Source organism: Streptomyces sp. NBC_01003 (assembly GCF_045162695.1).
In the GTDB taxonomy this organism is placed as follows: domain Bacteria; phylum Actinomycetota; class Actinomycetes; order Streptomycetales; family Streptomycetaceae; genus Streptomyces.
This window is the reverse complement of sequence record NZ_CP108707.1, coordinates 5987328-6012294: the sequence shown is the minus strand read 5'-3', so window position 1 is coordinate 6012294 and position 24967 is coordinate 5987328. Positions and strand designations below refer to the sequence as shown.

The window sequence follows — 24967 nt, the reverse complement described above, 5'->3', positions numbered from 1 at the left end:
AAGGAAGGACTCGTCACGCGTCGTCACCCTCGCGCATCGGCACCCGCACCCCGCGCTCGGCCGCGACCTCGATCGCGTGCTCGTAGCCCGCGTCGACGTGGCGGATGACGCCCATCGCCGGGTCGTTGGTGAGGACGCGCTCGATCTTCTGCGCGGCCAGCTCCGTGCCGTCGGCGACGCAGACCTGGCCGGCGTGGATGGAGCGGCCCATGCCGACACCGCCGCCGTGGTGGATGGAGACCCAGGAGGCACCGGAGGCCGTGTTGACCAGGGCGTTGAGCAGCGGCCAGTCGGCGATGGCGTCGGAGCCGTCCTTCATGGCCTCGGTCTCGCGGTACGGGGAGGCGACCGAGCCGGAGTCCAGGTGGTCACGGCCGATGGCGACCGGAGCGGAGAGCTCGCCGGAGGCGACCATCTCGTTGAACTTCAGACCGGCCAGGTGGCGCTCGCCGTAGCCGAGCCAGCAGATGCGCGCGGGCAGGCCTTCGAAGGCGATCCGCTCGGCGGCCATGTCGATCCAGCGGTGCAGGTGCTTGTTCTCCGGGAACAGCTCCTTGATCGCCTTGTCCGTCTTGGCGATGTCCTCCGGGTCGCCGGACAGGGCGGCCCAGCGGAACGGGCCGAGGCCCTCCTCGAACAGCGGGCGGATGTGCGCCGGAACGAAGCCGGGGAAGTCGAAGGCGCGCTCGCAGCCCGCCTTGCGGGCCTCGTCGCGGATGGAGTTGCCGTAGTCGAAGACCTCGGCGCCGCGGTCGAGGAAGCCGATCATGGCCTCGACGTGGAGGCGCATCGAGTGGCGCGCCTTGTCGGTGAAGCCGGCCGGGTCGGCCTCGCGCTCCTTGTCCCAGTCCTCGACCGAGATGCCGACCGGCAGGTAGGCCAGCGGGTCGTGGGCCGAGGTCTGGTCGGTGACGATGTCGATCGGGGCCTCGCGGCGCAGCAGCTCCGGGAAGATCTCGGCGGCGTTGCCCACCACGCCGATGGACAGGCCGCGGCGCTCGTCACGGGCCTGGACCGCGAGCTCCAGGGCGTGGTCCAGGTTGTCGGCCTTCACGTCCAGGTAGCGGGTGCCGATGCGGCGGTCGATGCGGGTCTCGTCGACGTCGACGCAGATGGCGACACCCTCGTTCATGGTGACCGCGAGGGGCTGGGCGCCTCCCATGCCGCCGACGCCGGCGGTGAGGGTGATGGTCCCGGCGAGAGTGCCGTTGAACTTCTTGCGGGCGACCGCGCCGAAGGTCTCGTAGGTGCCCTGGACGATGCCCTGCGAGCCGATGTAGATCCACGAACCGGCCGTCATCTGGCCGTACATCGTCAGGCCCTCGGCCTCCAGCTTGCGGAATTCCTCCCAGTTCGCCCAGTCGCCCACCAGGTTGGAGTTGGCGAGCAGCACACGCGGCGCCCACTCGCTGGTGCGCATGACACCGACCGGCTTGCCGGACTGCACGAGGAGGGTCTCGTCCGACTTCAGCGTCTTGAGCGTGCGCACGATCGCGTCGTACGCCTCCCAGGACCGGGCCGCCTTGCCGGTGCCCCCGTAGACGACCAGCTTGTCGGGGTGCTCGGCAACCTCCGCGTCGAGGTTGTTCATGAGCATCCGCAGGGCGCCCTCCTGCTGCCATCCCAGGGTGTTCAGTTCCGTACCGCGCGGGGCTCGTACGGGGCGGGGTCCTGACATGGCTGCCTCCTAGAAACTGTTGCCGTGAATATTCACATCCTGGCGCTCTGAATAGAGCTAGTCAATACATCTCCGCGGCAGGTTGGCCCGCTGCGGTGCGGGACATAGGGGGTCGCCTGGCCCCATGACCGCGGACCAGGCACTGAAGTGCGACGCCGCCACCCGCCGCGACCAGGGCGTTCGCGCCACCGCCGAACAGGGACTCGTCAGCCCCGCCACACCCGTCGCGGGGCTGCTCGACGTCACCGGGGTCCGCGCGTCGGCCGCGTCGCGTTCGATGAGGTCACCGCACCCGGCACTACCCGTCCTGCACGCCTTCGCCGTAAAGGCGACACCACTCGCACCGGTCCGGCGGCTGCTGCACGGGGAGGGCATCCGGGCGGAGGTCGCGAGCCCCGGCGAGCCGGCCCTCGCCCGGGCCGCGGGCAGGGCCCCCGCCCGCACCGTCATCGACTCCCCCGCGAAAACCCCCGCCGAACTGCGCGAGGCCCTCGCGCTCGGCATCCCGGTGAACGCGGACAACCCTCAGGAACTGGCCCGCCTCGACGCCCTCGTCCGGCGGGCCACCCGAAGCCCGGCCGGCCCGTCACCCAGGACGTGGCGGGCCCCGCCTGCTTCGCCGGCGACCTCCTCGCCGAGAACCACGACCTGCCCCGGCTCGAACAGGGCGACCACGCCGCCGCGCTCGACACCGGCGCGTACTCCTTCGCCCAGCAATACACGTACAGCTCGCGGCCTTGCGGCCGTCAGTAGCCACAGCCTGGGTCCACGGCGAGCGCGGGGGTGCGCCCCTTTCGCAGTTCGTCCCAGCAGGCCGCGAAGTCGGTGCAGACGTCGTCGGGCGCGGTGATGCCCGCGGAGTGCGAGGTGATCACGGTGCGCGGCAGCCGCCACACCACGTCGTCGGACGCCGCGGGTTCCTCGCGCAGCACGTCGAGCACGGCCGCACGCACCGTTCCCTCGTCCAGGGCCGCGGCGAGCGCGGCGAGGTCGACGGCGGCGCCGCGGCCGGTGTTGAGGAAGGTGGCGCCGCGCAGGGCGGTGAAGCGCCGGGCGCCGAAGTAGTTCTCCGTACCGGCGGTCAGCGGGAGCGTGGACACCAACCAGCGGGCCCGGCCGAGCTGGGCGTCGGCCGTCTCGGCCGTCACGACCTCACCCCCGTCCGGCAGGGTGCGGGCGGTCCGCGCGACGTTCAGGGTGCGGATGCCGCAGCCGCGCAGGTATGCCGCGACGCGTTCGCCGATGCGGCCCGCGCCGTAGACCAACGCGAGCTGTCCCGCGGCGAGTTCGGAGGGGACGCGGCGCCATTCCGCGCGCCGCTGCTGCTCCAGGAAGGAGGGGACGGTCTGGCACTCGGCGAGGATCCACGCCAGTACGTACTGCGCGATCCGCTCGCCCATGCGGCCCACGGTGCGAGTGAGGAGCGCGCCCTCGGGCCAGGTTCCGGAAGCGAGGAGCGCGTCGATGCCCGCGTTGGTGCTGTGGAACCAGCGGAGTCGGCCTCCGCGCAGCGATTCCGGGAGGACCGGGCCCACGTGGATGACGGGCTGCCCGGGATCCGGCGCGGACGACGCGTCGTAGCGTGCCACGGTGCGGCCGGTGATCTTCTCCAGCCCCTCGCGTACAGAGTCCGGCAGCGCGGGATCGATCAGGACCACCGCCCGTTCCAGCTCACCGAAGTGCCGCACCATCTGTCCCCTCGCCCTGCCGGTCATGGATTGATAACCCATCAATCTATCGGACGAGGAAGGTAGTTGATGTTCTTCGCGCACTGCGCACAAGGACCTGCGGGGGCTCTGCCGGGGATGCTCGATGCCCCCGACTCCCGCGGATATCAAGCCGGTTGGCGGATTCTAGTAGCTCCACGCATGTTCCACTGGAAAATGCCAGAACCCTCACCTGGCCTCCGTACGTTGCGTAACGTCGTGCACACGGCCGAACGTCACGTACGGGAGGAGTCCGGTGTGCCCGGAATCGACGAGTGCCTGCTGGAAGCCATGCGGCTGCCCGGTGCGCGGGGTGCCTCCGTGGTCGACTGGACCAGCGGGCTCGCCCTCGGCACCGTCGGGGACTCGCCGAACGGGGACCACGAGGCGACCGCCGCGGAAGCCGCCGAGCTGGCCCGGATGACAGCCGAGCACCGCGCCTTCGCACCCGCCGGCGGCGCCGACTGGTCCGCCGGCGAGCCGCCGGTCGAGGACGTCATCGTCACCAGCCGGGACGGCTATCACGTGCTGCGCTTCGTGCGGACCACGTTCGACAGCAGCGTCTTCCTCCATCTCTGGCTCGACCGGGAACAGGGCAACCTGGCGCTGTCCCGCATCCGGCTCGGCGAGATGGCGGACCGGCTGGTGCTCGGGTGACCGCGACGGCAGCGGCCAGGGCCGAGGGGCACACCACGGCACCGGCCGGGGTCTCCCCCATGCTGCGCCGCCTCGCCGAGGAGCGGGCCACCGGCGCCCTGCTGCGCGACCGCGGCACGCTCTACCTCGCCGACGGACAGGTCGTGCACGCCGAGAGCCCCGCGACGCCCGGCATCGACGTCCTGCTCACCACCGGCGGCACCCTGCACCCCGACGGCTGGTGGGAGGCCGTCGACGCGGCCGGGACACGGCAGCGGGTCGGCCGGTACCTCGTGGAGAGCGGCCGGCTCACCGACGGCGCGCTCGAACTGTGCCACCTGGGCGCCCTCTACGACGCCGCGTTCTTCGCCCTCGCGCCCAGCGGCGCCCCGGCCCGCTTCCGCTACGGCGCCGCCCACTGGTTCGGCACCGTCCACCCCGTCTCCGTCGCGTCCGTGGAGGCCGAGACGCTGCGCCGGCGCGAGCTGCTGCACGGCATCCGGCCCGACGCCGCGACCGACACGGCGCCCCTCGAACGGGACGGCGGCGGCCACAGCCCCGCCGTGCCGCCGCGCCAGCACGCGGTGCTCGCCCTGGTGGACGGGGCGCGCACCGCGGCCGACATCTCCCACGTCCTCGGCAGGCCCGCCTTCCACACCCTGGTGGATCTGCGCAGGCTCGCCGCCGCCGGCCTCGTACGGGCTGCGGCGCCGCGTCCGCTGCCGCCCGCCCCGGCCGTGCCCGCCTGGGCGGGCGCGGCGTCGGCCGACGCCGATGTCGCCCTGTTACGCCGCCTCAGAGACGCGCTGGAGGCCCTGTGAGACGCGCGCTCCGCCAGCGTGCCGAGAGGAGACAGCTGATGACGGCCGAGGCAGAAGTCCTCGAAGAACTGCACCGGTTGAGGGCTCGCATGCCCCGCCTCACGGGTGCGCTCGCGGCGGGTGTCGACGGGCTCGTCCTCGCCCAGGACACCCCGGGCGTGGAGGCCGAGTCCATCGCCGCGCTCACCGCCGCCTCACTCGGTGTGGCCCTGCGCATGGCCGACGCGACGGGGCGCGGCGACCTCCGCGAACTCCTCGTGCGCGGCACCCACGGCTATGTGGCCACCTACGCGGCCGGCCCGTCAGCCGTCCTGACGCTGCTCGCGGACGACCAGGTCAGCGTCGGCCGCCTGCACCTGGAGGGCCGCCGCTCCGGGGCGCGTATCGGCGAACTCGTGGCGGACGTCCTGACACTCGTCGAACCGCGGCCCGCGCCCGACCGGCGCCAGCCACGGCCGTCGCCCCGGCAACAGCGGCTGCCGACACGCCCCGTACCGCCCCCGTCCGCTTCCTGACCGACTCCACCGCACACGCGCATCCCTCGAAAGGACCGACCATGGCCAACACCGAAGCCTCCCTCAAGGACGCCGTCACCTCGATCGAAGGCGCCACCGCCGCCGCGCTCGTCGACTACACGAGCGGGATGGCGCTCGGCACCATCGGCGGCAGCAAGGACTTCGACCTCGAAGTGGCCGCCGCGGGCAACACCGACGTCGTACGGGCGAAGCTCCGCACCATGGAGCACCTCGGCCTCAAGGACGAGATCGAGGACATCCTGATCACGCTCGGCACCCAGTACCACCTGATCCGCCTGCTGTCGGGGCGTTCCGGCAACGGCCTCTTCCTGTACCTGGTCCTCGACTCGAGCCGCGCGAACCTGGCGATGGCACGCCACCAGCTGAAGAAGATCGAGGCGGAGCTGGACGTCTGAGCCTCCAGGCCCTCCCGCCCGCTCAGGGACGGCGCCGCGCCCCGCCGGGTGCGGCGTCCCCCGCGCGCGGGGGCTCAGTCCTCCCAGTCCGAGGAGTCTCGCTCCTTGCGCGACCCGAACCTCGGCATCCCCCGCACCGCGTGCAGCGCGTTCACGCCGACGATGCCCGTCCAGGCGATCAGCAGGCCGGGGAGATCGGCGTTGACGACGGCGATCGCGGACAGCGGGATGGCGAGGACCAGGGAGACGACGCCGAAGCCGAAGCGCTCGCCCCAGCTGTCGCTGTCGCCGCGCGGGGAGCGCGCTCCCCGCGCGACGACCATCTGCTGTTCCGCCAGCTGCCGCCGCACGCGGCGGTCCACGGCACCGTCGAGGCGCTGCTCGACCTTGTCCAGGAACGAGTCGACGAGCGCGGACTCGTACTCTTCGCCGAGTTCCCTGCGTGCGTGCAGGGTGGCGTCGAGTTCCTTCTTGAGTTCGGCGTCACGGGCTTCCATACCGGCCTACGGTACGGAACGAATCCCGCCGTGACAGTGGGGCTAGCCCCCCTCTTGTCCCTGGGCCGGCCCCTACTCCGCCGCCACCGGCTCACGCAGCGTCCGCTCGGGGATGTGCGCCGTGTTGCGCCGGGCCACGGCCCAGTACAGGACGGCCGGCACCACGAGCCCCACGATCCAGGAGATGTCGGCGCCGCCGAGCGGCTCGACGAGGGGGCCCGTGTAGAAGTGCGTGGCGAGGAACGGGAGCTGCGCGAGGAGCCCGACCGCGTACACGGTGAGCGCGTCCCAGCGCCAGGCCCCGTAGCGCCCGTGCGGGTCGGAGAGGGCCGGGATGTCGTACCGCTCCTTGGAGATCAGGTAGTAGTCGACCAGGTTGATCGCCGACCAGGGCGTGAAGAACGTCAGCAGGAACAGCAGGAAGTCCTTGAAGGACGACAGGAAGCTGTCCTTGCCGACCAGCGCGACCGCCGTGCCCGCGATCATGATCAGCGCGATGTACGCGGCCCTGGCGCGCTGCGAGAGGACCTTCTGCCCGCGGAATCCGCTGACGCTCGTCACCATCGACATGAAGCCGCCGTACGTGTTGAGCACGTTGATGGTCAGCTTGCCGAGCGCGATCACGAAGTACAGGAACGAGGCGATGAGTCCGGCGCCGCCGAGGCCGACCACATAACTGACCTGGTTGTCGAGGAACTTCGCGCCCGCCGTCGCCGCGACGAGGACGCCGAACGTCATCGACCACTGCGAGCCGATCGCCGACCCCGACAGCGTCCACCAGAACGTGGACTTCGCCGATGTCGTGCGGGGCAGATAGCGCGAGTAGTCCGCGACGTACGGGCCGAAGGCGAGCTGCCAGGACGCGGAGAGCGAGATGGCGAGCAGGAACATCGGGGCGTCGAAGTGCGCGTCGTGCAGCAGCGCGGAGAGGTCGACCCGGTCCAGGAGCCGGATGCCGAGGTAGACGAAGGCGATGGCGCACACGATGCTGGCGACCCGGCCGAGCGCGTGGATGACGCGGTAGCCGACGGTCGCCATCGCTCCGGTGACCAGGGCGAACACGACGATGCCCGTGGTGTCGCCGGTGTGCGTGAGCTCGCCGACGGCCTGCCCGGCGAGCACGCTGCCGCTCGCGAAGAACCCGACGTACATCAGGATCACCAGGAGCAGCGGGACGACCGCGCCGCGCACGCCGAACTGGGCGCGGGACTGGATCATCTGCGGCAGGCCGAGCCTGGGGCCCTGCGCCGAGTGCAGCGCCATGACGGCGCCGCCCAGCAGGTTGCCGACGACCAGACCGACGAGCGACCAGACCACGTCCCCGCCGAAGACGACGGCGAGTGCGCCCGTCACGACGGCGGTGATCTGGAGGTTCGCGCCGAGCCAGAGCGTGAACTGCGAGAACGCCGTGCCGTGACGTTCCTCGTCGGGGACTACGTCGATGGAGCGCCGCTCCACGAGTGCTTCGGCCATGATCCGACTCTCCTTCAGCCCTTGCTGATCCCGTGCTGACGCGCGTACGCGTCGGCGACGTCCTCGGGATCCTTCTTGTCCTTGTCCACCTGCCGGTTGAGCTCGGTGAGCTGCTCCGTCGTCAGTACGTTGCCCAGGCGCGCGAGCGCCTTGCGGACCGTCGAGTCGGCCTTGCGGTCGGCGACGAGCGGGACGACGTGCTGGCCGGGGACGAGGTTCTTGGGGTCGGTGAGGACGACCCAGTGGTTGTCGACGATGTCCGTGTCGGTGGTGAAGAGGTTCGCCACGTCGACGTCGCCCTTCCTCAGGGCGCCCTTGACCAGCGGCCCCGACGAGTCGAGGGACTTGAACTCCTTGAACTCGACGCCGTACACGTCCTTCAGGCCGACCGCACCCACCTGGCGCTTCTTCACCTCGGGGGCGGCGCCGATGACGAGCTTGCCGTTGTGCCCGGCCAGGTCGGCGAGCGAGGTCAGCTTGTACTTCTTCGCCGTCTCGGCGGTGACGACGAACGCGTCGGAGTCCTCCGCCAGGCCGTAGGGCAGGATCTGCAGGCCCTTGGGCAGGGCGACGGCGAGGGCGTTCTGCATCTCGCCCTCCTCGGTGGCCGTCGACTTCGGGTCGAGGTAGTGCAGGAGGGCGCCCTGGTACTCGGGGAGCAGGTCGATGTCGCCGCCCTCGAGGGCGGGGATGAGGATCTCGCGGGTGCCGAGGTTGGGGCGGACCTTCGTCTTCACACCGGCCGCTTCGAGCGCGGCCGCGTACAGGTAGCCGAGCACCTGGTTCTCGGTGAAGTTGGCGGTGCCGATGGTGACGCCGTTCTTGCTGGAGCCGCCGCCCCCGCCGCCCGAGCCCTGGCCGTCGAGAGTGGTGATGCCGCCGCTGCACGCGGCGAGCGCGGGGACGGAGGCTGCGGCGAACAGGCCGCCGATGACAGTCCTGCGGTTCATCTTGCGTGCTCCTAGGCCGACTTGGCGGGGCGGTGGCGGAAGAGGGCGCGCTGCAGTGCGGAGAGCGCGAGGTCGAGTACGACGGCGACGACCGCCACGAGGACGGCACCGCCGAGCACCTGCACGAGGTCGCGCTGGGCGAGCCCGTCGAAGACGTAGCGGCCGAGGCCGCCGAAGGAGACGTACGCGGCGATGGTCGCCGTCGCGACGACCTGGATCAGGGCGAGCCGCAGGCCGGTCATGATCAGCGGCATCGCGAGCGGCAGCTCCACCTGGAACAGGACCTGGTGGCCGCGCATGCCCTGGCCGCGCGCCGCGTCCCTGACCTCCGGGTCCACGGCGGACATGCCCGCGTACGTGTTGGTGACGATCGACGGGACCGCGAGGGCGACGAGCGCGATGTAGACCGGCCACATGGACAGGCCGCTCGCCAGGAAGACGAGGACGACCAGGCCGACGGTCGGCAGCGCGCGGCCGAAGCTGGACAGGTTGATCGCGAGGAACGCGCCGCGCCCGGTGTGGCCGATGAGCAGGCCGAGCGGCAGTGCGATGACGGCCGCGATGAGCGTGGCGAGCAGCGAGTACTGGAGGTGCTCGGCGAGGCGGTGCCCGATGCCGTCGGGGCCCGCCCACTGGTCGCCGTCGACCAGCCACGCGCCGAGGTTCTTGAAGAGCTCGTACATCTCAGGCACTCCTCCGGCGGCGGGTCCAGGGGGTCAGCACGTACTGCACGGCGACGAGGACCGCGTCCGCGGCGAGTGCGAGGAGCAGGGTCAGCACGACGCCGGCGATGACCGGGGTCGGGAAGTTGCGCTGGAACCCGTCGGTGAACAGCTGGCCGAGCCCGCCGTCGCCGATGTACGTCGCCACGGAGACCAGGGAGATCGCCATGACGGTCGCGATCCGCACCCCGGCCATGATCACCGGCAGAGCGAGCGGCAGTTCGACGGTGAGCAGGGTGCGCAGCGGGCGCGTCCCCATGGCCTTCGCGGCCTCCTTGGTCTTCGCCGGCACCGAGTCGAGGCCCTCGACGGTGTTCCGCAGGAGCACCACGAGCGTGTAGATCGTCAGGCCGATGACCGTGGTGGTGCGGGTGAGGCCGGAGACCGGGAGCAGCAGGACGAACACCGCGATCGACGGGATCGTGAACAGGACGTTCGAGAACCCGAGCAGGAAGCCGCGCAGCGGCTTGACGCGATGGGCGACGACGGCCAGTGGCAGCGAGATGACCAGGCCGAGCAGGACGGCGGAGAGCGCTGCCTGGAGGTGCGAGAGCGTGAGCGTGGTGAGGTCGGAGGTGTGCTCCGATATCCAGGACCAGTCGATGGTCATGAGGCCACGTCCGAGTCCTTCTGGACGTCCGTGTCGTCCTTGTGGACGGCGGCGTCGCTGGTGCCGCCCGCGTCGTCGGCGGCCTCGGGCGCGTCCACGCGGGTGCCGGCGGCTATGTGGGCGAGGCCCGCGCGGTCGTGGATCTCGTCGCGGGACGTGACGCCGGTCAGGACGCCGTCCGCGTCGACCCGGGCCACGAGGCCGCCGGGCGCCGCGAGCGACTCGTTCAGCGCCGACAGGAGCGAGTCCGTGTCCCGCAGCGGGCGCACCGGCACCTCGGCGGAGGTGCCCTCGTCGCGCCACAGCAGCGGCTTGCGGGCCGCGTCGAGGACCAGTTCCCAGCCGGTGCCCTCCGGGGCCGGCCCCTGGCCGACGTCCGCGAGCGTGGTCAGGGACAGCAGCTTCAGGCCGCGCTCGGCGCCCAGGAAGTCGGCGACGAAGTCGTCCGCGGGGCGGGCCAGCAGCTCGGCGGGCGGCGCGCACTGGACGAGGTGACCGCCCGTGCGGAAGACGGCTATCCGGTCGCCGAGCCGTACGGCCTCGTCGATGTCGTGCGTGACGAAGACGATGGTCTTGTTCAACTCCTGCTGGAGGCGCAGGAGTTCGTCCTGGAGCTGGGTGCGTACGACGGGGTCGACCGCGCCGAACGGCTCGTCCATGAGCAGCACCGGCGGGTCGGCGGCGAGCGCGCGGGCCACGCCGACGCGCTGCTGCTGGCCGCCGGAGAGCTGGTGCGGGTAGCGCTTGCCGGCCTCGGCGGTGAGGCCGACGGTCTCCAGGAGCTCGGCCGCCCGCGCCCGCGCCTTGCGCCGGCCCCAGCCGAGGAGGAGCGGCACCGTCGCGATGTTGTCGAGGACGGTGCGGTGCGGGAAGAGGCCGGACTGCTGGATGACGTACCCGATGGAGCGGCGCAGCTCGGCCGCGTCCTGCTCAAGGACGTCACGGCCGCCGACGCGGATGGTGCCGGAGGTCGGGTCGACCATCCGGTTGATCATCCGCAGACTGGTCGTCTTGCCGCAACCGGAGGACCCGACGAAGACGGTCACGCCCCCTTCCGGCATGTCGAGCGTCAGGTCGTGCACTGCCGTCGTGCCGTTCGGGAAGCGTTTGTGGACCGTATCGAACTGGATCATGTGGAGTCCCCTTGCCCGGGCTGCATATCGTCATGCAGAGTTCTCTGTATCTGAATAAGTTGTCAATGCCCCGGCGCACATCGCCAGGTAAATCGCTGGTTAATGCGGCCGAGGAACGAGACAAGACGTCCGGTTGAGGAGGGTTTGGCGCACTATGTCGTCTCACATCGCGGACACTGCGGGTAAGCCCCGAATGATGGCCACCCCGGGCCCCACGCCCGTCGTCGTGCTCGACGGACACGGTCTCCCCGTGCCCGACGTCGTACGCCTGGCCGACTCCACCGCCAGGCCCGTGCCCGGCACCGACGCCATGAAGCGCGTCGAGGAGTCCTGGAACGCCGCCCGCGAGATCGCCGCCTGGGGCCGCGTCTACGGCCGCTCCACCGGCGTCGGCGCGAACCGGAACGAGGACGTGCCCACCGAGGCCGCCGCCGACCACGGCCTGCGCCTGCTCCGCAGCCACGCCGGCGCCATCGGCGACGAGCTGCCCGCACGGCAGGTCCGCGCCATGCTAGCCGTCCGCGCCAACCAGCTCCTCGCCGGCGGCGCGGGGCTGCGCCCCACCGTCGTCACCGCGCTCTGCGAAGCCCTGGAGACCGGCGCCTACCCCGTCGTCAACGAGTTCGGCTCCGTCGGCACCGGCGACATCGCCGCCCTCGCCCAGATGGGCCTCGCCCTCGCCGGCGAACACCCCTGGCGCGGCGACGACGCCCCCGACGCCCAGCCCCTCGACAACAACGACGCCCTCGCCCTCATCAGCAGCAACGCCCTCACCCTCGGCCAGTCAGCCCTCGCACTCCACGAACTGCGCGACCTGATCTCCGCCACCCAGCTCGTCGCCGCACTCTCCCTGCTGGCCGTCGACGGCTCCTACGAGGCGTACGCCCTGCCCGTCCACGAGGCCCGCCACCACCGCGGCTCGTACGCCGTCGCCGCCCGCATGCGCGCGATCCTCGGGGCCCCCGAACGCCCGACCCCGCCGCTGGGCCGCATCCAGGACCCGTACGGCTTCCGCTGTGTCCCCCAGATCCACGGCCCCGCCCAGGATGCCGCCGACGCCCTCGAAGACGTACTCACCGTCGAGATCAACGCCGCCGCCGAGAACCCCCTCATCTCCCCCCAGGACATGGCCGCCTACCACCACGGCGGCTTCTACATGGCCCAACTCGCCCTGGCGCTCGACCACTTCAGGCTCGCCGTCGCCCAGGTCGCCCGGCTCTCCACCTCACGCCTGTCCACCCTCAACGAACCGGCCTACACCCGCCTGCGCCCCTTCCTCGCCGACGGCGAACCCGCCTCCTCGGGCGTGATGATCCTCGAATACGCGGCCGGAGCGGCCCTCGGCGACCTGCGCGCCTTCGCCGCCCCCGCGTCACTCGGTCACGCGGTCCTCTCCCGCGGCGTCGAGGAACAGGCCAGCTTCGCATCCCTCGCCGCCCGCCAGACCCTGCGCATCTGTGAGGCCTACCGCCTCGTCGTCGGCTGCGAACTCGTCGCCGCCGTACGGGCGTTGCGCCAGCGCGACATGCGCCCCGACCCCGAACTCCCGGTCGGCCGCGCCTTCGCCCTCGCGGATACGGTCCTCGACCAGGACGCCACCGACCGCCCCCTGACGGAAGATGTCACCCGGGCCGCGGCGGGACTCCTCGACAGCTTCACCCGCATCGCCGACGGAACAGACGGACCGGCCGCCACATCCACCACAGCCGGATCAGACCGCCCTGGGGGGACGGAATGAACGACAGCCCTGCCGCACGACTGCAACAGCTCTTCGAGGTCCACCGCCTGACACCCACTCAGCGCCGCATCGCGCACTGCATGGTGCGCCGCGCCGCCGACGTCCCGTTCCTGTCCTCCGTGGAACTCGCCGAACTCGCGGGAGTCAGCCAGCCCTCCGTCACCCGCTTCGCCGTGGCACTCGGCTTCGACGGCTACCCCGCCCTGCGCAAACACCTGCGCGAGGTCGCCCCCGCCGAACCCGCCACCCCCGCCTCGGCCAACGAGTACCAGCAGGCCGTCGAGGCCGAGATCGAGAACCTGCGCCACCTCGCCCAGCTCCTCGCCGACCCCGCCCCGATCGAACGCGCGGGCCGCCTCCTCGCCGCCTCCCGCCCGCTCCTCGTCCTCGGCCTGCGCGCCGCCGCCTCCCAGGCCTACGGGTTCTCGTACTTCGCGGCGAAGGTCCACCCCGACGTACGGCTCCTCGACGAGGGCGGCACGATGCTCGCGGACCGCGTCGACGCCGCGGTCCGCGCCGGAGCCACCGCGCTCCTCTGCTTCGCGCTCCCCCGCCACCCCAAGGAAGTCGTCGACGCGCTCGCCTACGCCAAGTCGGCCGGCCTCACCGTGATCACCGTCGCCGACTCGGCCTTCGCCCCCGTCGCCAAGCACTCGGACCTGCTCCTGCCCGCCGCGGTCGGCGAGGGCCTCGCCTTCGACACGGCGTGCTCACCGATGCTGCTCGGCCGCGTACTCCTGGAAGCGATGTGCGACAACCTGCCCGAGGCGCAGGCCCGCCTGGAGGAATTCGACGTGCGCGCCGCGGAACGGGGCCTGTTCGTCGAATAGAGGAATGCTCGGAAGAGTGATGCGCGGGGACCGCCGCACCCCCGTGAACGGGGGGCGGGACGACGGCGGTCCCCGCGAAGGACACGGAACCGGGTCAGGACCGGGTCACCGCGTCCGCAGGCGTCCGTGGAGGTCCGGGAGCCGCTCCGGAGGTCCTTGACGCCGCTACGGTGCCGGCCTGGGCGGGGAGCCGCTCCCACCCCTGCCGACACCCACCAATGTGCCGGACCCGTGTTAAGCGGGTGCTGCGCGCACGTGTCGCGCTCGTACCGATTGCACGAACCCGCTCCCGTTACTTCCCGCTGCTCGCGCTCTTCGCGAGGAAGGACAGCAGGTCCTGGCGGCTGACCACACCCTTGGGCTTGCCCTCCACCAGGACGATCGCGGCGTCCGCGGAGCCGAGCACCGACATCAGGTCCTCCACCGGCTCGCCCGAGCCGACCTGCGGCAGCGGGGCCGACATGTGCTTCTCCAGCGGGTCGCCGAGCGAGGCGCGCTGCGTGAACAGGGCGTCGAGCAGCTCCCGTTCGACGACGGACCCGATGACCTCGGCCGCCATCACGTCCGGGTGGCCGGCGCCCGGCTTCACGATGGGCATCTGCGAGACGCCGTACTCGCGCAGCACCTCGATGGCCTCGCCGACGGTCTCCTCCGGGTGCATGTGGACGAGCGACGGCAGCGCGCCGCCCTCCTTGTCCTGGAGCACGTCGCCCACGCGCGCGCTCGTGCCCGTGTCGGCGAGGAAGCCGTAGTCGGCCATCCACTCGTCATTGAAAATCTTGCTGAGGTAGCCGCGGCCGCTGTCCGGGAGGAGGACCACCACCACGTCCTCCGGGCCGAGGCGTTCCGCTACGCGGAGGGCCGCCACTACGGCCATGCCGCAGGAGCCGCCCACGAGGAGGCCCTCCTCCTTGGCGAGGCGGCGGGTCATCTGGAAGGAGTCCTTGTCGGAGACCGCAACGATCTCGTCCGCGACCGTGCGGTCGTACGCCGTCGGCCAGAAGTCCTCGCCCACGCCCTCCACGAGGTACGGGCGGCCGGAGCCGCCGGAGTACACCGAGCCCTCCGGGTCGGCGCCGATGACCTGTACGCGGCCCTCGCTCGCGTCCTTCAGATAGCGGCCGGTGCCGGAGATCGTGCCGCCCGTGCCGACGCCCGCCACGAAGTGCGTGATCCTGCCCTCCGTCTGCTCCCACAGCTCGGGGCCGGTGGAGTGATAGTGCGAGAGGGGGTTGTTGGGGTTGCTGTACTGGTCCGGCTTCCAGGCGCCGGGCGTCTCACGCACGAGCCGGTCGGAGACGTTGTAGTACGAGTCCGGGTGCTCCGGGTCCACGGCCGTCGGGCAGACGACGACCTCCGCGCCGTACGCCCGCAGCACGTTGATCTTGTCCGTGGAGACCTTGTCGGGGCACACGAAGATGCACTTGTACCCCTTCTGCTGGGCCACGATGGCCAGGCCGACGCCCGTGTTGCCGCTGGTCGGCTCCACGATCGTGCCGCCGGGCTCGAGCGCGCCGCTCTCCTCCGCCGCCTCGATCATTCGCAGGGCGATGCGGTCCTTCACCGAACCGCCGGGGTTGAAGTACTCGACCTTGGCCAGGACGGTTGCCTGAATGCCTTCGGTCACGCTGTTGAGCCTCACGAGCGGGGTGTTGCCGACGAGGCTGATCATCGAGTCGTGGAATTGCACCGTTGTCTCCGGGCTGCGATGGATCTGTGAGGGATCCGCGATGTGATGTGCGGTCAGCGTAAGCCGAGTGCCGCCCCATCATCGCCTGTTGCGATTGGCCGACCGTGCTTACGGGGCAATGACTGGATGTACGGCTGAAAAGGACTACGCAGAGGCAGGTGGCTGCGACGTATGTCGAGGGCGAGGGTGGCACGGCGGATCGCCGCGGGCGCGGCGTACGGCGGCGGCGGTATCGGTCTGGTCGGCGCGGCCGCGGTCGGTCTGGTGATCGCGGAGGTCCAACTGGCGAAGCGGCAGGTGGGCAACCACAACAGGGGAGGCGTGCAGGTCCCGTCCGCGAACGGTCTCTACGGGAGGGGCTTCGCCGAGCGCCCGGCCGCGGAGCTGGCGGAGACGGAGCCGTTGCGGTTCGCGATGCTGGGTGACTCGACGGCGGCGGGGCAGGGCGTGCACCGGGCCCGGCAGACCCCGGGCGCGCTGCTCGCCTCGGGGCTCGCGGCGGTGGCCGAGCGGCCGGTGGAGCTGCGCAACGTGGCGCTGCCGGGCGCCAGGTCCGACGATCTGGACCGTCAGGTCGCGGTGATCCTCTCGGATCCGGACTGGGTGCCCGACGTGTGCGTCGTGATGATCGGCGCGAACGACGTGACACACCGGATGCCGGCGACCCGCTCGGTGCGCCATCTGTCGGCGGCGGTGCGCAGGCTGCGTACGGCGGGTGCGGAGGTGGTCGTGGGGACGTGCCCGGATCTGGGCACGATCGAGCCGGTGAATCAGCCGCTGCGGTATCTGGCCCGGCGGGCCTCGCGGCAGCTGGCGGCGGCGCAGACGATCGGCACGGTGGAGCAGGGCGGCCGCACGGTGTCGCTGGGCGACCTGCTCGGCCCGGAGTTCCAGGCGAACCCGCGGGAGCTGTTCGGTCCCGACAACTTCCACCCGTCGGCGGAGGGGTACGCGACGGCGGCGATGGCGGTGCTGCCGACGCTGTGCGCGTCGCTGGGGCTGTGGCCGGAGGAGGAGCGTCCGGACGTGTCGCGGCGCGAGGGTTTCCTGCCGGTGGCCAGGGCGGCGGCCCAGGCGGCGGGAGAGGGCGGCACGGAGGTGACGGCGGCGATGCCGACGGGTCCGAGGGGGCCGTGGGCTTTGCTGAAGCGTCGTAGGCGCCGGCGTCTGACGACGCAGGACCCGACACCGCTGAACATCTAGGGCCCTGTGGCACCCCGCGCCGGGCTCCTCCTACCCCGGCGGAGCCCTGAGCAAGCGCTTAGAAAAATGCGGTGGGAGTCACACGCGCACACCGGTGACCCGGACAGTACGTAAAGGTAACTTCCCAGCTGGTAGGCGAATAGCTCGTACGCGTAGACCCCTTGGAGCCGTGATGCCCGAAGCCGTGATCGTCTCGACCGCCCGCTCTCCCATAGGCCGCGCCTTCAAGGGGTCCCTCAAGGACCTGCGCCCGGACGATCTGACCGCCACGATCATCCAGGCCGCGTTGGCCAAGGTCCCCGAGCTCGACCCGCGGGACATCGACGACCTGATGCTCGGCTGCGGTCTGCCCGGCGGCGAGCAGGGCAACAACCTGGGCCGCATCGTGGCCGTGCAGATGGGCATGGACCACCTGCCGGGATGTACGGTCACCCGCTACTGCTCGTCGTCGCTGCAGACCAGCCGCATGGCGCTGCACGCGATCAAGGCCGGCGAGGGCGACGTCTTCATCTCGGCCGGTGTCGAGATGGTGTCGCGCTTCGTGAAGGGCAACTCGGACTCGCTGCCGGACACGCACAACCCGCTGTTCGCCGAGGCGGAGGCCCGTACGGCCGCCGTCGCGGAGTCCGAGGGCGCCTCGTGGCACGACCCGCGTGAGGACGGCCTCGTCCCGGACGCGTACATCGCGATGGGCCAGACCGCCGAGAACCTGGCGCGGACGAAGGGCGTCACGCGCGCGGACATGGACGCCTTCGGTGTGCGTTCGCAGAACCTGGCCGAGCAGGCCATCAAGAACGGCTTCTGGGAGCGGGAGATCACCCCGGTCACCACCCCCGACGGCACGGTCGTCTCGCAGGACGACGGTCCGCGCGCGGGTGTCACCCTGGAGGGCGTCTCGGGCCTGAAGCCGGTGTTCCGCCCCGACGGCATGGTCACGGCGGCGAACTGCTGCCCGCTCAACGACGGCGCCGCGGCCCTTGTGATCATGTCCGACACGAAGGCCCGCGAGCTCGGCCTGACGCCGCTCGCCCGCATCGTCTCCACCGGCGTCTCGGGCCTGTCCCCCGAGATCATGGGCCTCGGCCCGGTAGAGGCGTCGAAGCAGGCGCTGAAGCGCGCCGGGCTCGGCATCGGCGACATCGACCTGGTCGAGATCAACGAGGCGTTCGCCGCGCAGGTCATTCCGTCGGCGCGTGACCTCGGCATCGACGAGGACAAGCTGAACATCAACGGTGGCGCGATCGCCGTGGGCCACCCCTTCGGCATGACGGGCGCCCGCATCACCGGCACCCTGATCAACAGCCTCCAGTTCCACGACAAGCAGTTCGGCCTGGAGACCATGTGCGTCGGCGGCGGCCAGGGCATGGCGATGGTCATCGAGCGCCTCAGCTGAACCTGGTGACCCGAGGGCGGGGTTGCGTCTCTGCTGAATCGTGATCCAATCTCCCCCAGGATGTGACGTATCTCCTGGGGGAGACGGTTTTTGCAGGTCAGCAGGGCTCCCAGGGCATAACACCCCTAAACACCCGACCAAAAGAGCTGTCCATTTCGTGACGTAATGCACTGACAGCGGGATGGTCCAGGCTTCAAGCTGATGTAGGAAGTCGGGGGTCGACTTGAAACCGGGAGTACGTCAGTGAGCGCCATGCCTCTTGCTTTGCTCATCGCCACGGCCGCCGCCACGGCCGTGGGCGCCGCTGCCCTGCACACCGTCCACGGACTGCGCAGGCAGATCACCGAACTGCGGGACGAGCTCGCCCATGACCGCGCCATCGGCGCCGGTCGTGGCGTGCCCGCCGCGCGCACCACGCCCGACACCGAGGAGATACGCGCGGCTGTGTCCGACGCCCTCGCCGAGGAGCGGGAGCGCGAGCTCGCCGAGGCGCGTGCCTTCTGGGCCGCGCAGGAGGCGCGGGACGCCTCCGACGCACCGTCCATGCTCGGTGGCGCGCTGGGACTCGGTGACGATCTGTTCATGCCGCGCCAGGCGGATTTCGCGGGCCTCGAGCCGGGTCTCGCGGCGGGCCTGGAGCCCGTGGTGGAGCCGGCCGACGCGGGCGCGGACGAGTTCGCGGGGGAATCCGCGGAGCTCGCGGCCGCCCGTCGCCGTCACCCCTCGCACCCCGACTTCGTGCCGGTGCAGTCGCCCGTCTCGGGCGGGAGCAGCGACCACGAGCGGACGGTGGCGTGTCTGGAGGAGCTGGCCGACGCCCGCACCGCGCTCGCCGATGTGCGCCCGGGCCCGCTCGGCACGCTCGACGTGTACGTCTTCGTGGACGGCACGACGCTCTGCATGACCCCCGGCCACCGCGAGACCGCGGAGCAGCTGGCCGCGGCGCTGCGCGAGGGCGAGTCCCCCGTGCTGCTGGGCGGCTCGGGTGTCTCTGGCGCGTACGCGCTCACGTTCGCCTGCGGCCGCGAGAACGTCTACATCCTGGCCGACCGGGTCATAGCGTCCGTCTGAGCGTCCCCGCTCCGCTTCCACCTCCACACATCGAAGAACGCGCCGGGTCGGCTCACACCCCGGCGCGTTTTTGTGCCTCCTCGACGAGCGCGAGCGCCTGGGTCAGCTGGGCGGTGTCCTCCAGGACGACGGACAGATCGCGTGCGGCGACGGTGATCTGGTCGGACCCGGCGAACATCCCGGCGTCCGGCATCTCCCGTACGGGTCCCTCCGGGTCCTCCAGTCGCTGTGCCCAGGCGGACAGTTCCCTGGCGAGGGCGAGCGCCTCGGCGGCGGCCCCCCGCTGGAGCCGGCTCTGCGGCGCGGCGCGCAGCCGGTCGGCGAATCGGTCCACTGCGTCCGTCAACGGCGTCGTATCGAGCATGCCGCGACCCTATGCGCCTTCCCCGGACTGTTGCCAACAACCGAACGCTCAGGCACGGTGGCCTGAAGGACCGGCTACATCGCAATGCGTCCGGAGGCGCCGATGTCCCAAGTGTTCTCGCAGGAGACCCACCAGAATCTGCTGGCTCGCATCCCCCACTGCACCGGTCGTGAGATCTCCGACTGGCTGCGCACCGTCGAGGAAGGCCCGTGCTTCCTCCGCTTCGAAGACAAGGTCAGCTGGCTGCGCGGGGAGCACGACCTCGCGTACGGCCACGCCAAGGCGATCATCCACGAGTACGACCTGCGGCGGGCCGCCCGCCGCCTGGGCTGAGCGTTCCACCCCCGACCCGACCGTCCCCACGACAGCCGCACCCGTCACCGCACCCATGAAAGGGCCCGCACACCGTAGGTGCGCGGGCCCTTTCAGGTACTACTGCCGGCTGATCAGTCGTTGCCCTGCAGGATCGCGATGAGGCGCAGGAACTCGAGGTAGATCCAGACCAGCGTCATCGTGAGGCCGAAGGCCGCGAGCCAGGCCTCCTCGCGCGGGGCGCCGTACGCGATGCCGTCCTCGACCTGCTTGAAGTCGAGAGCGAGGAAGCACGCGCCGAGCAGCACGCCGATGATGCCGAAGACGATGCCGAGGCCGCCGCTGCGGAAGCCGAGGCCGTCACCGCCGCCGAAGACGGCGAACAGCAGGTTCACCGCCATGAGCAGGATGAAGCCCATGGCCGCGGCCATCACGAAGCCGTAGAAGCGGCGGTTGACGCGGATCCAGCCGGCCTTGTACGCGACGAGGACGGCCACGAAGACCGCCATCGTGCCGAGCACGGCCTGCATGGCCGCACCGCTCGCGATGTAGTTGTCGACGATGCTCGACAGGACGCCGAGGAAGACACCCTCGAGCGCCGCGTACGCCAGGATGAGCGGCGGCGACGCCTTGCGCTTGAAGGCCTGGACGAAGCCCAGCACCATCGCGATGAGGCCCGCGCCGATCGCGATGCCGTACGACTTGTTGATGTTCGCCGTGTCGACCGGCAGCAGCGCCCAGGCGAGCGCGGCCGTCAGGACGAGGACGCCGAGGGTGGTGGCGGTGCGCATGACGACGTCGTCCATCGTCATACGGCCGGTGGTGGCCGGGGCCTGCGGCGGAGCGCCGTACTGCAGGTCCTGCTGTGCGTAGGGATTCTGCGCGTACGGGTTGTTGCCGGCGTAGGGGTTCCCCTGTGTGCCGACTGCGGGTCCCCCGGCCTGCGGCTGCGCGTTGAAGCCCGCGTAGCCGTTGTCGCGGCTGAACCCCCGTCGCGAGAAGACCGGGTTACTGCTCCTCATCTCACTCCTCCATGGCCACCCTGCGCGGCCTTGCGCTCAAGGGTAATAGGCAGGCAAAGATCCCAGCCTAGTGCTCAGGGAGGATCTTTCCCATCCTGTTACCCGCAACGTCCGGGGCATGCCCGGTGTTCCGCCGAACGAGTGGCACCAGGGAGATGGCGACGGCGCCGAGGACCGCGGCCGCGGCGAAGGTGGTGAAGCCGAGGCCCGCGTTGCCTCCGGCGACGACCGCGCCGCCCAGCCAGGGGCCGACGACGGCTCCGGTGCGGCCCACGCCGGTGATCCAGCCGAGGCCGGTGGCGCGCTGGCCGGGCGTGTATACGGAAGGGGCGGCCGCGTAGACCATGACCTGGGCGGAGAACAGCCAGACGCCGGTGACGAAGACCAGGGCGTACGCGACGCCGAGCGGCAGGTGGGCGCGGAGCAGGAAGGCGCCGCAGGCTGTCAGGACGAACCAGAGCGCGGACACCTTGGCCGCGCCGAACCGGTCGGCTGCGCGGCCCGCGACGAGCATGCCGACGATTCCGCCCGCGTTGATCACCATGAGGAAGGTGACGGACGAGGAGAGCGAGTAGCCGGAGGCTCGCATCAGCTCGGGGAGCCAGGTGGAGACGCCGTAGACGAGGAGCAGGCCGGCGAAGGAGGCGACCCACAGGAGCGGGGTCGCGGCACGGGTGCCGGGTGCGAAGAGCGAGGCGACGGCGGCGAAGCGGCCCTTGGCGCCGGCGGCGGGGGCCTCGGCGCGGGTCGGCTCGGGCAGCCCGTAGCGGGCGGCGACGGCGTTCGCGTCGGCGGTACGCCCCTTGGCGAACAGGACGGCCGGGGACTCGGGCAGCCACTTCAGGACGAGGGGGACGGCGATGACGGCCGGGATGACGCCGGCCCAGAAGACGACGCGCCAGCCGTGGTCGGGGCCGAGCGCGAGGCCGAGGCCCGTCGCGGCCATGCCGCCCGCGTGGTACGAGGTCATCATCAGGCCGGTGGCGAGGGCGGCCCTGCGGGGCGGGGCGAACTCGGCGACGATCGCGAGCCCGATCGGCATCAGGCCGCCGAGGCCGAGCCCGGCGAGGAAGCGGCCCCCGCCGAACACGGCGGCGCTCGGGGCGAGCGCGCACACGGCGGAGCCTGCGGAGAAGAGGACGACGGATCCGGTGACCATCGGCTTGCGGCCGAGCCAGTCGGTCAGCGTGCCGCAGCCGAGCGCGCCGATCAGCATGCCGAACGTGGTCCAGGAGCCGATCGTGCCGGCGGTGGAGGCGGTGAAGCCGAAGCCCTTGTCGTCGAGAAGGTGCGGCATGACGGCGCCGTAGATGTTGACGTCCATGCCGTCGAAGAAGACGACGAGCCAGCACAGGGCGATGACGGGGGCGACGGCCCTGAAGGTGCGGGGCGGGGAGGATATGGCGGTGCCGTGGGAGGTGTCGGGGGACATGAGCACTCACTTCGTCGTGGGTACGCGGGGACGGGTGTGCGGCGGTTCGTGGACGGTGCGGTGGTGCGGGCTCAGTCGAGGGGGAAGCCCGTGTAGCCCTCGGCCAGGTCGGTCCCGGCGGCGGGCGAGGCCGTGATCCGGTCGAGGTGGGCGCGCTGGATGCGGTCGTCGAAGGGCGTCGCGTCGGGGGCGCGGTGCAGCATCGTCGTCATCGCGTACGAGAACCGCTCGGCCTGCCAGACGCGGCGCAGGCAGGTCTGTGAGTAGGCGTCGAGGAGCTCGGTGGAGCCGGTCTTCTGGCGGTGGGTCAGGGCGCGGGCGAAGGTGACGACGTCGCCGACGGCGAGGTTGAGGCCCTTGGCGCCGGTCGGCGGGACGATGTGGGCGGCGTCCCCGGCGAGGAAGAGCCGTCCGTGGCGCATCGGCTCGTGGACGTAACTCCTCATCGGGGTGACGGACTTGGAGGTGATGGCGCCGCGCTCCAGCTTCCAGCCGTCGGCGGTCTCCAGGCGGCGGTCGAGCTCGTCCCAGATCTCCTCGTCGCTCCAGTCGTGGGCGTTCGTCGCCTCGGGGACCTGGAGGTAGGCGCGGGTCACGGACGGGGAGCGCATGGACAGGAGGGCGAAGCCGCGGTCGTGGCGGGCGTAGACCAACTCGTCGTGGGACGGGGCGACATCGGCGAGGATGCCGAGCCAGCCGAAGGGGTACGTGCGCTCGAAGACCTGGGAGACGTCGGCGGGTACGGCCTTGCGGCCCACGCCCCACGAGCCGTCGCAGGCGACGACGTAGTCGCAGTCGAGGACGTCCTCGCGGCCCTCGTGGCGGAAGCGGACGCTCGGGCGGTCGGTCTCTGCGCCCTCGACGGCCACCGCCTCCGCCTCGAAGAGCAGCGGGCCTCCCTCGGCGAGCTGGAGGGCGATGAGGTCCTTGCACACCTCGGTCTGGGCGTAGACCAGCACGGACCTGCCGCCTGTCAGGGCGGGGAAGTCGACGCGGTGGCGGCGCCGGTCGAAGCGCAGCTCGATGCCGTCGTGCGGGAGGCCCTCGCGGTCCATGCGCTCCGCCGCGCCCGCCGCGCGCAGCACGTCGACGGTGCCCTGCTCCAGGATCCCGGCGCGCTGGCGCTGTTCGACGTACGCGCGGTCGCGGCTCTCCAGAACGACGGAGTCGATTCCGGCGTTGTGCAGGAGCCGGGCAAGGAGCAGTCCGGCGGGGCCCGCTCCGATGATGCCGACGGTGGTGCGCATGGGTACCTTCTTTTTCGTTCAGCCTTGTTCGCGTGGTGAACTTTCGTTCATAATGTGCTCAGCGGAGTCTCCGCCCGGCTCGATGTGCTGTCAACGGTTCCGGGCCGCAGAAAACGGCACCGGGGCACAGAAAAAGCCGCGGCGATCGGATTCGATCAGCACGCGGCGACAGGAAACGGCTCGGCCGGGAGCGGCAGGGGGAAGTGGGAGGTGCCCGGAACCGGACTTGAACCGGTACGCCCGCGAAGGGGCAGCGAGGTTTAAGCTCGCCGTGTCTGCATTCCACCATCCGGGCAGGTCGTGGGCTCCGCAACGAGGTTCCGAGCCTATCGGGACAGATCCCCCGAACAGCGGAACGTCCGCTCGATGTTGTCTTATTTTATTGACGTCTGAGGGTGCATCAGACCACGGTAGCCGCCATCAGCACATGCCGCAGGCCCTTCCACGGCCCTTGGCGCCCTCGCCCCCGTCACCGTGGATTGACGGGATTTCACCTCCCGCGGTGATCTTCGCTCTCAGGGTCGTGGGTCATCCCCAGGTATGACCCGGGCGGCTCCGGTCCCCCCGAAGTCGCCCCCAGGAACCGGAACAGCGGCTGACTTCACGGCCCTCGACGGCCACGACGATGGAGAGGTCCCTCCAACGGGACCCCGTCCCCACCCGTCGTCCGACAGGAGCACCCTTCCGTGACCACCACCCCCATCGCCGGCAAGGCCACCGCAGTGGCCGCGCGCGCCACGGATCTGTCCAAGGTCTACGGACAGGGCGAGACCCAGGTGGTCGCCCTCGACCGGGTCTCCGTCGACTTCCGCCAGGCCGAGTTCACCGCGATCATGGGCCCCTCCGGGTCCGGCAAGTCGACCCTGATGCACTGCGTCGCCGGCCTCGACAACTTCTCGTCGGGCTCCGTGCGTATCGGCGACACCGAGCTGGGTTCCCTCAAGGACAAGCAGCTCACCAAGCTCCGCCGGGACAAGATCGGCTTCATCTTCCAGGCGTTCAACCTGCTGCCCACCCTGACGGCCCTGGAGAACATCACGCTCCCCATGGACATCGCGGGCCGCAAGGCCGACAAGCAGTGGCTGGAGAACGTGATCGCGATGGTGGGCCTGTCCGACCGGCTCGGCCACCGGCCCTCGGAGCTCTCCGGCGGCCAGCAGCAGCGCGTGGCCGTGGCCCGCGCGCTGGCCTCCCGGCCCGAGATCATCTTCGGTGACGAGCCGACCGGAAACCTGGACTCGCGCTCCGGCGCCGAGGTCCTCGGCTTCCTGCGCAACTCCGTACGCGAGCTGGGCCAGACCGTCGTCATGGTCACCCACGACCCGGTCGCCGCCGCCTACGCGGACCGCGTGATCTTCCTCGCCGACGGCCGCGTCGTCGACGAGGTGTACGCCCCGACGGCCGACTCGGTCCTGGACCGGATGAAGCAGTTCGACGCCAAGGGCCGCACCAGCTGACGCCCGCCCGCACAGCCGCCGCACAGCCGCCGCCCCGACGCCGCCCCGACG

25 protein-coding genes, 1 tRNA gene and 1 pseudogene are annotated in these 24967 nt (G+C 71.1%); 13 read left to right on the top strand and 14 right to left on the bottom strand.

Features of this window, described 5'->3' with window-relative positions:
- Positions 1-13 precede the first annotated feature (13 nt).
- Positions 14-1678 (bottom strand): urocanate hydratase, encoded by a 1665-nt coding sequence (gene hutU / locus OG698_RS27545; protein WP_406106095.1) that lies wholly within the window; start codon positions 1676-1678, stop codon positions 14-16.
- Between the two features lie 124 nt (positions 1679-1802).
- Between hutU and OG698_RS27540 the strand changes: the two are divergent.
- A pseudogene (locus OG698_RS27540) lies at positions 1803-2261 on the top strand (diaminopimelate decarboxylase); the annotation flags it as partial.
- Between the two features lie 14 nt (positions 2262-2275).
- A complete protein-coding gene (locus OG698_RS27535; protein WP_406106094.1) occupies positions 2276-2431 on the top strand; it encodes a hypothetical protein in 156 nt (51 codons plus the stop codon).
- Here the strand turns inward: OG698_RS27535 and OG698_RS27530 are convergent.
- Positions 2425-3408, bottom strand: coding sequence for an NAD(P)-dependent oxidoreductase (locus OG698_RS27530; RefSeq protein WP_406106092.1), 984 nt, complete (start codon positions 3406-3408; stop codon positions 2425-2427). The genes OG698_RS27535 and OG698_RS27530 overlap by 7 nt on opposite strands.
- Before the next feature lie 234 nt (positions 3409-3642).
- Between OG698_RS27530 and OG698_RS27525 the strand changes: the two genes are divergently transcribed.
- Genes OG698_RS27525 through OG698_RS27510 form a run of 4 tightly spaced genes read left to right on the top strand, consistent with a single transcriptional unit; the run spans position 3643 to position 5772 of the window.
- Entirely contained in the window at positions 3643-4041 is a 399-nt protein-coding gene (locus OG698_RS27525) for a hypothetical protein (RefSeq protein WP_100597931.1), read from the top strand.
- The gene (locus OG698_RS27520; RefSeq protein ID WP_406106090.1) at positions 4038-4841 is read left to right on the top strand and encodes a transcriptional regulator; all 804 of its coding nucleotides are present in this window, start codon (positions 4038-4040) and stop codon (positions 4839-4841) included. Before OG698_RS27525 ends, OG698_RS27520 begins: the two co-directional genes overlap by 4 nt.
- Before the next feature lie 38 nt (positions 4842-4879).
- The gene (locus tag OG698_RS27515) at positions 4880-5356 is read left to right on the top strand and encodes a roadblock/LC7 domain-containing protein (RefSeq protein ID WP_406106089.1); all 477 of its coding nucleotides are present in this window, start codon (positions 4880-4882) and stop codon (positions 5354-5356) included.
- Between the two features lie 41 nt (positions 5357-5397).
- Positions 5398-5772, top strand: coding sequence for a hypothetical protein (locus OG698_RS27510; RefSeq protein WP_326775408.1), 375 nt, complete (start codon positions 5398-5400; stop codon positions 5770-5772).
- A gap of 74 nt (positions 5773-5846) precedes the next feature.
- Here the strand turns inward: OG698_RS27510 and OG698_RS27505 are convergent, their stop codons facing one another.
- The 6 genes from OG698_RS27505 to OG698_RS27480 all read right to left on the bottom strand — a co-directional run bounded on the left by OG698_RS27505 (position 5847) and on the right by OG698_RS27480 (position 11157).
- Positions 5847-6269 carry a hypothetical protein gene (locus tag OG698_RS27505; protein ID WP_100597928.1) on the bottom strand — a complete coding sequence of 141 codons (423 nt, stop codon included), beginning with the start codon at positions 6267-6269 and terminating at the stop codon, positions 5847-5849.
- Positions 6270-6341: 72 nt separating this feature from the next.
- The gene (locus OG698_RS27500) at positions 6342-7742 is read right to left on the bottom strand and encodes a purine-cytosine permease family protein (protein WP_406106088.1); all 1401 of its coding nucleotides are present in this window, start codon (positions 7740-7742) and stop codon (positions 6342-6344) included.
- A gap of 14 nt (positions 7743-7756) precedes the next feature.
- Positions 7757-8692 carry an ABC transporter substrate-binding protein gene (locus OG698_RS27495; RefSeq protein WP_406106087.1) on the bottom strand — a complete coding sequence of 312 codons (936 nt, stop codon included), beginning with the start codon at positions 8690-8692 and terminating at the stop codon, positions 7757-7759.
- 11 nt (positions 8693-8703) lie between these two features.
- A complete protein-coding gene (locus OG698_RS27490) occupies positions 8704-9375 on the bottom strand; it encodes an ABC transporter permease (protein WP_100597925.1) in 672 nt (223 codons plus the stop codon).
- Between the two features lies 1 nt (position 9376).
- Positions 9377-10024 (bottom strand): ABC transporter permease, encoded by a 648-nt coding sequence (locus OG698_RS27485; RefSeq protein WP_326775404.1) that lies wholly within the window; start codon positions 10022-10024, stop codon positions 9377-9379.
- Positions 10021-11157, bottom strand: a complete 1137-nt coding sequence (locus OG698_RS27480; RefSeq protein WP_406106086.1) for an ABC transporter ATP-binding protein — start codon at positions 11155-11157, stop codon at positions 10021-10023. Before OG698_RS27480 ends, OG698_RS27485 begins: the two co-directional genes overlap by 4 nt.
- 154 nt (positions 11158-11311) lie before the next feature.
- Between OG698_RS27480 and OG698_RS27475 the strand changes: the two genes are divergently transcribed.
- Positions 11312-12895 carry an aromatic amino acid ammonia-lyase gene (locus OG698_RS27475; protein WP_406106084.1) on the top strand — a complete coding sequence of 528 codons (1584 nt, stop codon included), beginning with the start codon at positions 11312-11314 and terminating at the stop codon, positions 12893-12895.
- On the top strand, positions 12892-13725 hold the full coding sequence (locus tag OG698_RS27470; RefSeq protein WP_399977750.1) for a MurR/RpiR family transcriptional regulator: 834 nt from the start codon (positions 12892-12894) through the stop codon (positions 13723-13725). Before OG698_RS27475 ends, OG698_RS27470 begins: the two co-directional genes overlap by 4 nt.
- 292 nt (positions 13726-14017) lie before the next feature.
- On the opposite strand, the gene OG698_RS27465 is transcribed toward OG698_RS27470, so the two are convergent.
- Positions 14018-15415: a cystathionine beta-synthase gene (locus OG698_RS27465; RefSeq protein ID WP_406106082.1), complete on the bottom strand. Its 1398-nt coding sequence runs from the start codon at positions 15413-15415 to the stop codon at positions 14018-14020.
- A gap of 171 nt (positions 15416-15586) precedes the next feature.
- Here OG698_RS27465 and OG698_RS27460 point away from each other — a divergent pair, with 171 nt between their 5' ends.
- From OG698_RS27460 to OG698_RS27450, 3 genes are all read left to right on the top strand, one after another.
- A complete protein-coding gene (locus OG698_RS27460) occupies positions 15587-16618 on the top strand; it encodes an SGNH/GDSL hydrolase family protein (protein WP_406106080.1) in 1032 nt (343 codons plus the stop codon).
- A gap of 172 nt (positions 16619-16790) precedes the next feature.
- Positions 16791-18011, top strand: a complete 1221-nt coding sequence (locus OG698_RS27455; protein WP_329573047.1) for an acetyl-CoA C-acetyltransferase — start codon at positions 16791-16793, stop codon at positions 18009-18011.
- Positions 18012-18263: 252 nt separating this feature from the next.
- Positions 18264-19082: a hypothetical protein gene (locus OG698_RS27450; RefSeq protein ID WP_406111311.1), complete on the top strand. Its 819-nt coding sequence runs from the start codon at positions 18264-18266 to the stop codon at positions 19080-19082.
- 52 nt (positions 19083-19134) lie between these two features.
- Here OG698_RS27450 and OG698_RS27445 read toward each other — a convergent pair whose 3' ends face one another.
- On the bottom strand, positions 19135-19446 hold the full coding sequence (locus OG698_RS27445; RefSeq protein ID WP_406106078.1) for a hypothetical protein: 312 nt from the start codon (positions 19444-19446) through the stop codon (positions 19135-19137).
- Positions 19447-19548: 102 nt separating this feature from the next.
- Here OG698_RS27445 and OG698_RS27440 point away from each other — a divergent pair, with 102 nt between their 5' ends.
- Positions 19549-19779 (top strand): DUF4287 domain-containing protein, encoded by a 231-nt coding sequence (locus OG698_RS27440; RefSeq protein WP_199842040.1) that lies wholly within the window; start codon positions 19549-19551, stop codon positions 19777-19779.
- Positions 19780-19892: 113 nt separating this feature from the next.
- Here OG698_RS27440 and OG698_RS27435 read toward each other — a convergent pair whose 3' ends face one another.
- From OG698_RS27435 to OG698_RS27420, 4 genes are all read right to left on the bottom strand, one after another.
- A complete protein-coding gene (locus OG698_RS27435; protein WP_406106076.1) occupies positions 19893-20780 on the bottom strand; it encodes a Bax inhibitor-1/YccA family protein in 888 nt (295 codons plus the stop codon).
- Between the two features lie 67 nt (positions 20781-20847).
- The gene (locus OG698_RS27430; protein WP_406106074.1) at positions 20848-22212 is read right to left on the bottom strand and encodes an MFS transporter; all 1365 of its coding nucleotides are present in this window, start codon (positions 22210-22212) and stop codon (positions 20848-20850) included.
- A 71-nt stretch (positions 22213-22283) separates the two neighbouring features.
- Positions 22284-23459, bottom strand: coding sequence for a 4-hydroxybenzoate 3-monooxygenase (locus OG698_RS27425; protein WP_406106073.1), 1176 nt, complete (start codon positions 23457-23459; stop codon positions 22284-22286).
- Positions 23460-23670: 211 nt separating this feature from the next.
- Positions 23671-23754 (bottom strand) — tRNA-Leu (locus tag OG698_RS27420).
- 391 nt (positions 23755-24145) lie between these two features.
- On the opposite strand from OG698_RS27420, the gene OG698_RS27415 reads away from it, so the two are divergent.
- Positions 24146-24916 carry an ABC transporter ATP-binding protein gene (locus OG698_RS27415; RefSeq protein WP_399977733.1) on the top strand — a complete coding sequence of 257 codons (771 nt, stop codon included), beginning with the start codon at positions 24146-24148 and terminating at the stop codon, positions 24914-24916.
- Positions 24917-24967 lie beyond the last annotated feature (51 nt).

Excerpts from the sequence above, each read along its gene's own strand:
- hutU (WP_406106095.1), bottom strand. The coding sequence starts at position 1,678 with ATGTCAGGACCCCGCCCCGTACGAGCCCCGCGCGGTACGGAACTGAAC.
- OG698_RS27530 (WP_406106092.1), bottom strand. The coding sequence starts at position 3,408 with ATGGGTTATCAATCCATGACCGGCAGGGCGAGGGGACAGATGGTGCGG.
- OG698_RS27515 (WP_406106089.1), top strand. The coding sequence starts at position 4,880 with ATGACGGCCGAGGCAGAAGTCCTCGAAGAACTGCACCGGTTGAGGGCT.
- OG698_RS27510 (WP_326775408.1), top strand. The coding sequence starts at position 5,398 with ATGGCCAACACCGAAGCCTCCCTCAAGGACGCCGTCACCTCGATCGAA.
- OG698_RS27505 (WP_100597928.1), bottom strand. The coding sequence starts at position 6,269 with ATGGAAGCCCGTGACGCCGAACTCAAGAAGGAACTCGACGCCACCCTG.
- OG698_RS27500 (WP_406106088.1), bottom strand. The coding sequence starts at position 7,742 with ATGGCCGAAGCACTCGTGGAGCGGCGCTCCATCGACGTAGTCCCCGAC.
- OG698_RS27495 (WP_406106087.1), bottom strand. The coding sequence starts at position 8,692 with ATGAACCGCAGGACTGTCATCGGCGGCCTGTTCGCCGCAGCCTCCGTC.
- OG698_RS27490 (WP_100597925.1), bottom strand. The coding sequence starts at position 9,375 with ATGTACGAGCTCTTCAAGAACCTCGGCGCGTGGCTGGTCGACGGCGAC.
- OG698_RS27485 (WP_326775404.1), bottom strand. The coding sequence starts at position 10,024 with ATGACCATCGACTGGTCCTGGATATCGGAGCACACCTCCGACCTCACC.
- OG698_RS27480 (WP_406106086.1), bottom strand. The coding sequence starts at position 11,157 with ATGATCCAGTTCGATACGGTCCACAAACGCTTCCCGAACGGCACGACG.
- OG698_RS27475 (WP_406106084.1), top strand. The coding sequence starts at position 11,312 with ATGTCGTCTCACATCGCGGACACTGCGGGTAAGCCCCGAATGATGGCC.
- OG698_RS27470 (WP_399977750.1), top strand. The coding sequence starts at position 12,892 with ATGAACGACAGCCCTGCCGCACGACTGCAACAGCTCTTCGAGGTCCAC.
- OG698_RS27460 (WP_406106080.1), top strand. The coding sequence starts at position 15,587 with ATGTCGAGGGCGAGGGTGGCACGGCGGATCGCCGCGGGCGCGGCGTAC.
- OG698_RS27455 (WP_329573047.1), top strand. The coding sequence starts at position 16,791 with ATGCCCGAAGCCGTGATCGTCTCGACCGCCCGCTCTCCCATAGGCCGC.
- OG698_RS27450 (WP_406111311.1), top strand. The coding sequence starts at position 18,264 with ATGCCTCTTGCTTTGCTCATCGCCACGGCCGCCGCCACGGCCGTGGGC.
- OG698_RS27445 (WP_406106078.1), bottom strand. The coding sequence starts at position 19,446 with ATGCTCGATACGACGCCGTTGACGGACGCAGTGGACCGATTCGCCGAC.
- OG698_RS27440 (WP_199842040.1), top strand. The coding sequence starts at position 19,549 with ATGTCCCAAGTGTTCTCGCAGGAGACCCACCAGAATCTGCTGGCTCGC.
- OG698_RS27435 (WP_406106076.1), bottom strand. The coding sequence starts at position 20,780 with ATGAGGAGCAGTAACCCGGTCTTCTCGCGACGGGGGTTCAGCCGCGAC.
- OG698_RS27430 (WP_406106074.1), bottom strand. The coding sequence starts at position 22,212 with ATGTCCCCCGACACCTCCCACGGCACCGCCATATCCTCCCCGCCCCGC.
- OG698_RS27425 (WP_406106073.1), bottom strand. The coding sequence starts at position 23,459 with ATGCGCACCACCGTCGGCATCATCGGAGCGGGCCCCGCCGGACTGCTC.